This window comes from Endozoicomonas sp. SESOKO3, assembly GCF_024606255.1.
Genome location: NZ_JAHHPR010000534.1, coordinates 1 through 1,472 on the forward strand (window position 1 = coordinate 1; position 1,472 = coordinate 1,472).

The following is a 1,472-nucleotide window of genomic DNA, read 5'->3' on the forward strand; positions in this document are numbered from 1 at the left end:
GCAGTTGAAGCAGTTGAAGCAGTTGAAGCAGTTGAAGCAGTTGAAGCAGTTGAAGTATCTGAACTATCTGAAGCAGTTGAAGTAACTAAATCAGTCCATTCAAAATCATTCGATGTCAATGCATCATAAAAGTATGTTTGATTAGCTGATGAATTAAGGTAAATGTTTTTAGTTATAAAATCAGCATTAATGAATATTGGCGTATAGCCTATGATGCTTCCATCGTGATTAGCCACAGCTGAATGTACACCAATTACTAGCCAACAGTTGGGACAAGTGAAATATAACACCCCAATTCATAGCAAACAAAAACAAAAATGGATTTTCAATTTGTGCTAAGTCAGGAGGTGATGAGAAAATACTTTCTCCATTTATTGTAACGTTATTAGTTTCCAAGTTAAAAGTAACAACTATGTGATCACCTGTCTCTGCTGCTCCCCTATAAGTCCAAAACCACTTCCTTTCAAAACCAGCACCAATGGCAGTTACGGAACAGAACATTAAAAACAAACACATTAGTTTTTCTTTCATTCGATTCGCCTATCTCTTGTCTTTTATACCTCCATGTAAGTTAGCTGACCTCCGGCAAAGCCGGAGGCTTATTCGGTGACGCCCTCAAAGGGTAAGGGCTTTTATTGCACCCCGGGGCGCGAGTCAAAACCAAGTTTTAGCTGAGCCCGTGTTTCATCATTTTTCTCCTGATTTCTGCTGAATTCTCGAGCCACATTTTGGTCAGGCTCTACTATGCTAACAAAATACCCTTGTACCCAGAAGTACTCCCCGGAAAAAGCCCTCTGCTTACCTTTGAAGTGTCTCGCAATAGCTATTACACAACTACCCTTCACATAACTAACAATACGGGAAACAGAATACTCCGGCGGAATGCGAACGCAAATATGAACGTGATCTCGCATCAAATACCCTCCCACAATTTCACTCCTTTTGCGTTTGGCAAGCTCATGAAAAAAATGTTCCCGGGAACTGGAAAATTTTTCAAACTTCCATAAACGACTTTTGCCGCTTTTTGGCAACAAAGGCAATGTGATACTTACAACCCCATCAAGTATGAGCCAGACTTTTGTAATCTGCCATAAATTAAACCTCTTGGTTCTTAGCAAAACCCTCGATGTCAGCTACCGAAGCCTCGGTATAACCTATGCCAGCCTCCACTGCATAGCCGTAGGTTCACCTTATGAATAATTAACTTTATGAATGCTCCAGAGTAGCAATATTATGAGCACAAGCCAGTATTGCTTGACTATTGTGTGCTGCATCACAACACAGCGTCTGCTTCAGTCGCCGAAGGTGGAGGGAGCTCAACTCGAATTAGCATGGCAGAGCTAGCGTCCACAACAAGAATGCCAGTTACCCGCCCCCCCTGCGCAAATCCATACCAGCACCACTGTCCTCCAGGTAGGCTTGTCATGTCACACCAACGGTCCCTGCAGCTAGTGAGCAGATCAGTGTTAGAG

3 protein-coding genes are annotated in these 1,472 nt (G+C 42.6%); all 3 read right to left on the minus strand.

Annotated elements, in window-relative coordinates; translation table 11 throughout:
- On the minus strand, nucleotides 1-236 hold a 236-nt coding region (locus tag KDK18_RS09250; RefSeq protein WP_257254617.1), incomplete at its 3' end, for a hypothetical protein.
- Nucleotides 229-531, minus strand: a complete 303-nt coding sequence (locus KDK18_RS09255) for a hypothetical protein (protein ID WP_257254618.1) — start codon at nucleotides 529-531, stop codon at nucleotides 229-231. The genes KDK18_RS09250 and KDK18_RS09255, both read right to left, overlap by 8 nt.
- A gap of 101 nt (nucleotides 532-632) precedes the next feature.
- Entirely contained in the window at nucleotides 633-1,040 is a 408-nt protein-coding gene (tnpA, locus tag KDK18_RS09260) for an IS200/IS605 family transposase (protein ID WP_373691162.1), read from the minus strand.
- Nucleotides 1,041-1,472 lie beyond the last annotated feature (432 nt).

Bases quoted from the DNA above. Each gene is read 5' to 3' on its own strand.
- KDK18_RS09255 (WP_257254618.1), bottom strand. From the start codon at position 531: ATGAAAGAAAAACTAATGTGTTTGTTTTTAATGTTCTGTTCCGTAACT.